Genomic DNA, 6,132 nt, shown 5'->3' with positions numbered 1-6,132 from the left:
AGGCAGGAGTTTTGAGGCAGGAGGCAGGAGAGAAGAGAGAAGAGGAAGAAGGAAGGAGCCAGAAGAAGTGTTTTTACCAATATGAGATGCTCCCGATCGATCGCCCTTTCTAAGGACAATTCAGAAAGGATCTCGCTCACTTCTCCCCTATAATTCCAATCAATCCCTCTTTCAAAGACTGGATATCTACATCTTGAAGCCTTCCCAATTTTTTGAGAATCAGTTGCATCTCAATTGTCGTAATAACTGGCTTAATCATAAAAGCTTTTAAAAGCCCAGCCGATCGCCAATCTGTGATGATAATATCACAGACTTTTGGGCTAATGCTAACTTGGCTAGTTATACCCATAAGAATGCGATCGGGATATTCTGCATTATAAACGTCAGAACTAATAACAACTGCTGGACGTTTTTTAGTGGTAGTTTGATCTGTAAAAGGAAACGGAACTAAAACCACGTCACCAAAATTATAACTCGTCATACTCCGCGTCCTCTGGGTTATCCCAAATTTTAGCAAAAGCTGCTTCTGAGAGTTTAGTTGCAGTATAAACGAGAAGACGATCTTCACTTCGCGTTAAAAGGAAATCGATAAAATCTTCTAATACCGTAATTTTATCGGGCGGTAAACTACGGATTTTTTCCATCAGCTTTGTTTCCTGGTTTGGGGCGACACTCATGTTATCTCTCACTTCTTAATGTTAAATCAGCATATATTGTAAAAATACTAGAAAACTCCCTGAAGTTATTTGGCTCACAAACTGTTTAGAGTTACCACTATTTTTATGATAACATACATTCGTAGATAGTGCAAAAAAACTAGCAAGTATTAATAACGCCATATTCACCGATAAACTATGAAAAAAATCATCATTGGCATCATGGGCCCCGGCGAAAGTGCCGCATCAACTGACTTAGAAAACGCCTATCAACTCGGGCAACTCATCGCCGAAGCAGGGTGGATATTGCTAACTGGCGGCAGAAATGTCGGCGTCATGGATGCCGCCAACAAAGGAGCAAAATCAGCTAACGGTTTAACAGTCGGCATCCTTCCGGGGAATGACACTCGCGGCATTTCTGAATCTGTAGATATTGCGATCGTCACCGATATGGGAAACGCCAGAAATAACATTAACGTTCTTTCTTCAGATGTAATAATTGCCTGCGGTACGGGCACGGGCACTGCTTCGGAAATCGCCCTCGCCCTCAAAGCTAACAAACAAGTTATATTGTTAAATCACAGCGCCGAAAGTCAAGTTTTTTTTAAATGTTTAGCACAATTTAACATCTTTGTGGTAAACAATGCTGTAGAGGCTATGAATCAAGCTCGCGAAATCCTAGCAAATTCAAGATGAAATCCAAGATGAGAGTAAGCAAATTCAACTTTTGTGCGATCGGCATTTTCCTGACTTTGGGGATTTTCGTCAGTACCAAAGCAGACGGAAGAATTGCACAGTTCAGTTTCAACAACAAATCCACTCAAAAATTAGCACAAACCCTCCCTCCTCCTCCCCCTTTCGCACAGCCTGTTACCGAACAAGAAGCGCCACCTATTCGCAGCGAATCCGTGCCGGATCAAATAGCTTTAGCAACCCATTTGCAGACCATCAAAGCTAGAATGTACGGTGCTTACTGGTGTCCTCACTGTCACACGCAACAAGAACTTTTCGGCAAAGAAGCATTTACCGCAATTACTTACATTGAGTGCGATCCCAGAGGCAAAGATGCTCAACCGGATTTGTGCAAAGCTGCCAATATTAAAGCTTATCCCACTTGGGAAATTCGGGGGAAATATTACACGGGGCGGCAATCTTTGGAAAAACTGGCTATTTTATCCGGTTATAAAGGCAGCAGCAATTTTCTGCCACCGGTTCCCTCTCCTTAAAAATATCTAAATTAGTTCACACTTGCACTCGCCCACTAAGAAACCGGGTTTTTGAACCCAGATTGACTGTTTTCAGCAATTATTTTGGTAAAAAACCCGGTTTCTCGCCACCCGTGCGTGCAAGAGTATAAATGTAGGGTACCCACGGCGCACCTAAAATTATGATTTTTATGAATCCAACTTCTGAATAATCTGAATTGACATCACAGCGAGCTGGTTATTTAATGGTAATTAGGCGGACAGATATATGTCAATTTCAGACTAGCAGTTATTCAGGAGACTGAAGCGATGCAGTTACAATTTAGCAATAAACAAATAATCTGGAGCAGTTTGCTGTGCTTTTCGGCAATTGCATTTCCCCTAACAAGCCAAGCTATAACAGTACAAGAAGTACCGAATCCCCGTCAAGTAAATAACACTTGGGTAACGGACAAGGCAAACATTCTCAGCAACAGCACCGAAACTCAGCTAAATCAAATGATTTCGGATTTAGAGGCGAAAAATGGCTCAGAAATCGCTGTTGTGACAGTGACTGGTACTAAACCATCGGCGACACCAAAAGCATTTGCTACAGAACTATTTAACTTTTGGGGTATTGGCAAGAAAGGTAAAAATAACGGAGTTTTATTGTTGATTTCTTCGGGGGAACGCCGCGTTCAAATTGAAACAGGTTCTGGCATTCAAAGCATTTTGCCGGATGCTAAAGCAGTGGGCATTATTCAAGCCGAAATTACGCCCCGATTTAAACAGCAGGACTTTGACGGGGGCACATTAGCCGGGACAAAGGCGTTAGTAAATGTTTTACAAACTCCGACGGTAAATGCTCAATCTCAAACCACGCTACCTTTGGCTCCAATCGTACCATCTCAAGGGGTGAAACCGTCACCAACACCTAGTCAATCGCCAGTTATTAGCAATAGTACCTCCACAGGTGAAGATTCATCGAATTCAATCTATGACTTACTTGGGTTCTTATTCATAGCATTTATACCTTGCTTCATTATCTTCAGGATATTTGGCAGCTTATTTTCTGGGAAATCTCCTTTCCCCTCCCGCAGCCGTTATCAGGGCAATAACCGCAGTGACTATAGCAGTAGCGACTCCGGGGGTAGCTTTGGCGGGGGCGAGTCTAGTGGTGGGGGTGGCGGTGGGGATTGGTAATTCGGGAAGCGAGGTAGAAACCGAGTTTTTTTAGCAGGAATTAGTCCCCCTCTGCGGGTAAGAAAGTTTGTATAGTTGCGCTTTCAACCGCCGAATAATCGAGGAGTAGTTAACTAAAATACTCTTCAACAATTTTCAAAATCCGCGAGGCGGCCAAACCGTCCCCAAAGGGATTAATTGCCATTGCCATTGCGTTGTATGCTTCCGCATTGCTCAGCAATTCTGCCGCTGCTGCTGTAATTATATCAGAATTAGTACCAACGAGTTTAGCAGTACCTGCAGAAATTGCTTCTGGTCTTTCTGTGGTTTCTCGTAATACTAAAACTGGTTTGCCCAAACTAGGTGCTTCTTCTTGCAAGCCGCCGGAATCAGTTAAAATTAAATGACATCTCTGAATTGCTCCTACTAATTCTGCGTAATCTAAAGGTTCAGTTAAAAAGACTCTCGGATGGTCGCCCAAAAGAGCTTTTAAAGGTTCTCTGACTGTGGGATTTCGGTGTAGAGGTAAGAGCAAGGCTGTATCGGGAAACTTATCTAAAATTTGGAGAAATGCCCGCGCAATTCCTGCTAATGGTTCTCCCCAATTTTCGCGGCGGTGAACTGTTGCTAAGATAGTGCGATATTTGCTCCAATCTAAATTGGGAATGTTGCATTCTGGTTGGCGTTTGGCGACAGAAAGCAAAGCATCGATTACTGTGTTGCCTGTACGGTGAATTTCTCCCAAAACGCCCGATCGCCCTAAATTCTCTTGAGCCAGCTCTGTCGGGGCAAAATGCAGCCGTGTGAGCTGAGATATCAACCGTCGGTTAGCCTCTTCGGGGTAAGGATTGAACACGTCGTCTGTCCGCAATCCCGCTTCTACGTGACCTACGGGTATTTTCTGGTAAAATGCAGCTAAAGCAGCGGCAAACGCTGTGGTTGTATCGCCCTGTACTAACACGATTTGGGGCTGCAATTCTTTAAACAAGGCTTCCAAACCCTGCAAACTCCGGGATGTAATATCCGTCAAGGTTTGCTGGTGCTGCATAATTGCTAAATCCCGATCGGCTTTTAGATCGAACATTCGCATTACTTGCTCGACCATTTCTCGGTGCTGACCGGTTAAAATTACTTGGGTGTCAAAGGTTGGCGAATTTTTGAACAGTTGAATTACTGGGGCTAGTTTAATCGCTTCCGGGCGAGTTCCTAAGACGATGCAAACGCGGTGTGTGGCTTCGGGCATGGTAAAATTGGGTAGTTGAGATTTGCGAGGCTCTTAAAGGCTGAAGATTTTAGAGCTGGTTTGAATCTTTGGTTAACAAGATTTATTTTTTTATGAACCGCAGAGGGCGCAGAGGGCGCAGAGGAGGGAGAGAAGAGAGATAGAAAGTGGTTTGACGTTGGGTGGGGGCGGGTTTTTGAGATTGTGAGTTTTAGCCAATTATTGTCGGTGAAACCCGCCCCTACAGGATTATTGATATTAGTACATTTTTGTTAATTGCTTATGCCCTATCGTTACATTCTATTTTACAAACCTTATGATGTTTTAACTCAATTCACTGACAACTCCAGCGAAACTAAACGCAGCACTCTCAAAGACTATATTCCTATTCCTAACATTTATGCAGTGGGAAGGCTCGATCACGATAGTGAAGGTTTGTTGCTGCTAACCGATGATGGACAACTGCAGCACCGCCTCAGTGACCCGAAATTCGCTCATCCCCGCACTTACTGGGTGCAAGTTGAACGAGTTCCTGATGCAAGTGCGATCGCTGCTTTGCAGACAGGTGTCACAATTCAAGATTATCGGACTCGATCGGCAAAAGTGCAATTATTGTTAGAAGAACCCGCTTTGCCGCCCCGCGAACCGCCGATTCGATTTCGCAAAAACGTGCCGACAGCTTGGCTGGAAATGACTCTGACAGAAGGCCGCAACCGTCAAGTGCGCCGGATGACCGCAGCAGTAGGGTTTCCGACGCTGCGGCTGGTCAGATGTGCGATCGGGCATTTGCGTCTGGAAGGCCTCAAACCCGGTGAATGGCGCGAATTAACTCAAGCCGATTTTAGATTTTAGATTTTGGATTTTAGATTGGGGAATTACAGTCAACCGCCTTGACATTTAGGACATTCTTGATATCTGAAACTATGACTGCGACTGCATTTCCCTTCTTCCTTCTTCCGACTTCCTGATATCCGTTACATCCGTTACATCCGTTACACAATCCGTTGCCGAACTTCCTTCTTCCTTCTGCTTACTTTCGAGGGGGCAAAATAAAACTCTCGTTTCCATCCCGATCTTTTTGCACCTGAGCTCCCAACTTGACAAGAGCTTGTCTCGCCCTTTGACGCACCAACTTATCAGTTGTTTGAGCATAAACCGTGCTCCAAGCAGTAAACCGCACCGGCACGCTATCGGGATCTCGGCGCAAAAACTCAGCAGTTGCTCGAAACCTCGGCGCCAATGAAGCTCCTTCTGGGGTTCCTTCCACCCAATCAGCGGCCATTTCGTGGGAGCGAATTGACTCGGGAATATCCCCCAACAGCAGCAACTCATCAATACCTTTCGTTCGCCACACTATCCACGATTGGGAATGAAGTTGGGGCGAAAGGGCAAGGGCCCTAGTACCACGCTCTATAAAGTTAACAGCAGTTTCAGGGTTTCCTTGATAAAAAGAAATAGCTGTGGAGAGAAACAGGTAGATGTCAGCCCACCGCGGGTCGCGCTGCGTAACTATGTCAAAATAATCTTGGCTCAGATTGTAGCCCGTCACATCTCGCGCTTCGTCGTCGCCAAAATACTGCAAAAATTTGAGAAATGTCCAATCTGCAATTAAATTATCAAATCCAAAACTAGGGATAGTTTTGAGCATTCTCAGCCGCAGGGCTTCTTGCTGCGCTTCTTGCTGTGCGGCTCGCTTGAAACTGGCAGCGGATATTCCAGAGGGCGGGTTTTGCCCCTGAACGCCAACTGGGGACATTCCGCCTAACTGCCCGCTAGACTGCATGGCGACGACCCCCGCCAGCGCTGCTAGACCGATAGCTCCATTAACGAGCAGGCTCAACCACTTACGCGAAAATTGTTCGATTTTAGCTTCCACGGCACTTTATAA

The 6,132-nt window shown here is 45.1% G+C and carries 8 protein-coding genes; 4 read left to right on the top strand and 4 right to left on the bottom strand.

Features of this window, described 5'->3' with window-relative positions:
• Positions 1-136: 136 nt before the first annotated feature.
• Complete coding sequence (locus QUA88_RS23275; protein ID WP_333058329.1) at positions 137-481, bottom strand: type II toxin-antitoxin system PemK/MazF family toxin; 345 nt, start codon at positions 479-481, stop codon at positions 137-139.
• Positions 468-644 (bottom strand): toxin-antitoxin system, antitoxin component, Xre family protein, encoded by a 177-nt coding sequence (locus QUA88_RS23270; protein ID WP_333212743.1) that lies wholly within the window; start codon positions 642-644, stop codon positions 468-470. Before QUA88_RS23270 ends, QUA88_RS23275 begins: the two co-directional genes overlap by 14 nt.
• Before the next feature lie 210 nt (positions 645-854).
• Between QUA88_RS23270 and QUA88_RS23265 the strand changes: the two genes are divergently transcribed.
• The 3 genes from QUA88_RS23265 (at position 855) to QUA88_RS23255 (ending at position 3,043) form a co-directional block, all read left to right on the top strand.
• Positions 855-1,352 (top strand): TIGR00725 family protein, encoded by a 498-nt coding sequence (locus tag QUA88_RS23265; protein WP_333058331.1) that lies wholly within the window; start codon positions 855-857, stop codon positions 1,350-1,352.
• A gap of 8 nt (positions 1,353-1,360) precedes the next feature.
• Positions 1,361-1,882: a hypothetical protein gene (locus tag QUA88_RS23260; RefSeq protein WP_333058332.1), complete on the top strand. Its 522-nt coding sequence runs from the start codon at positions 1,361-1,363 to the stop codon at positions 1,880-1,882.
• Between the two features lie 288 nt (positions 1,883-2,170).
• Complete coding sequence (locus QUA88_RS23255; protein WP_333212745.1) at positions 2,171-3,043, top strand: TPM domain-containing protein; 873 nt, start codon at positions 2,171-2,173, stop codon at positions 3,041-3,043.
• 109 nt (positions 3,044-3,152) lie between these two features.
• Here the strand turns inward: QUA88_RS23255 and wecB are convergent, their stop codons facing one another.
• Entirely contained in the window at positions 3,153-4,265 is a 1,113-nt protein-coding gene (wecB, locus tag QUA88_RS23250; protein ID WP_333264346.1) for a non-hydrolyzing UDP-N-acetylglucosamine 2-epimerase, read from the bottom strand.
• A 261-nt stretch (positions 4,266-4,526) separates the two neighbouring features.
• Between wecB and QUA88_RS23245 the strand changes: the two genes are divergently transcribed.
• Positions 4,527-5,096, top strand: coding sequence for an rRNA large subunit pseudouridine synthase E (locus QUA88_RS23245; RefSeq protein ID WP_333274086.1), 570 nt, complete (start codon positions 4,527-4,529; stop codon positions 5,094-5,096).
• 178 nt (positions 5,097-5,274) lie between these two features.
• Here the strand turns inward: QUA88_RS23245 and QUA88_RS23240 are convergent, their stop codons facing one another.
• The gene (locus QUA88_RS23240; RefSeq protein ID WP_333234232.1) at positions 5,275-6,120 is read right to left on the bottom strand and encodes a hypothetical protein; all 846 of its coding nucleotides are present in this window, start codon (positions 6,118-6,120) and stop codon (positions 5,275-5,277) included.
• Between the last annotated feature and the right edge of the window lie 12 nt (positions 6,121-6,132).

The sequence above is a fragment of the Microcoleus sp. D3_18_C2 genome (assembly GCF_036702395.1).
Classification (GTDB): domain Bacteria; phylum Cyanobacteriota; class Cyanobacteriia; order Cyanobacteriales; family Microcoleaceae; genus Microcoleus.
The sequence above is the reverse complement of the archived record's forward strand: the minus strand, read 5'-3'. Positions and strand labels throughout refer to the sequence as shown.

What these genes read in the sequence shown, in the direction of transcription:
- QUA88_RS23275 (WP_333058329.1), bottom strand. Translation starts at nt 481, where the DNA reads ATGACGAGTTATAATTTTGGTGACGTGGTTTTAGTTCCGTTTCCTTTT.
- QUA88_RS23255 (WP_333212745.1), top strand. Translation starts at nt 2,171, where the DNA reads ATGCAGTTACAATTTAGCAATAAACAAATAATCTGGAGCAGTTTGCTG.
- wecB (WP_333264346.1), bottom strand. Translation starts at nt 4,265, where the DNA reads ATGCCCGAAGCCACACACCGCGTTTGCATCGTCTTAGGAACTCGCCCG.
- QUA88_RS23245 (WP_333274086.1), top strand. Translation starts at nt 4,527, where the DNA reads ATGCCCTATCGTTACATTCTATTTTACAAACCTTATGATGTTTTAACT.
- QUA88_RS23265 (WP_333058331.1), top strand. Translation starts at nt 855, where the DNA reads ATGAAAAAAATCATCATTGGCATCATGGGCCCCGGCGAAAGTGCCGCA.
- QUA88_RS23270 (WP_333212743.1), bottom strand. Translation starts at nt 644, where the DNA reads ATGGAAAAAATCCGTAGTTTACCGCCCGATAAAATTACGGTATTAGAA.
- QUA88_RS23260 (WP_333058332.1), top strand. Translation starts at nt 1,361, where the DNA reads ATGAGAGTAAGCAAATTCAACTTTTGTGCGATCGGCATTTTCCTGACT.